The 290-nt window shown below is 68.6% G+C and carries 1 pseudogene; it reads left to right on the forward strand.

The annotated features are described in order from the left end of the window. Window positions 1-67 precede the first annotated feature (67 nt). Window positions 68-290: pseudogene (locus V0R37_RS21915) on the forward strand (ABC transporter permease); the annotation flags it as partial.

Below are 290 nucleotides of genomic sequence, written 5' to 3' on the forward strand. Positions count from 1 at the left end.
TGGCTGCCGTGCTGCTGATGATCCTGGGACTCACCCGGATGATCGACCTCCGGCGGGAGCTGTAGCGATGGACCGGCCCCGCGGCCTCGCCTTCTATCTCCTGGCCGGCGTCTTCGCCCTCTACGTCCTGTTCCTCTACGGGCCGACGCTGACCATCCTGGCCCTGAGCTTCCAGGGGCCCTCCGGCGGCCTGACCTTCCCGATGAACGGCGTGTCGACCCATTGGTTCGCCAAGCTGTGGGAGGGCGTCGGCGTGGTCGACATCTGGGCGGCTCTGCGGCGCTCCCTGG

This window comes from Pollutimonas rozaliensis, assembly GCF_048751585.1.
Taxonomy (GTDB): Bacteria; Pseudomonadota; Gammaproteobacteria; order Burkholderiales; family Burkholderiaceae_B.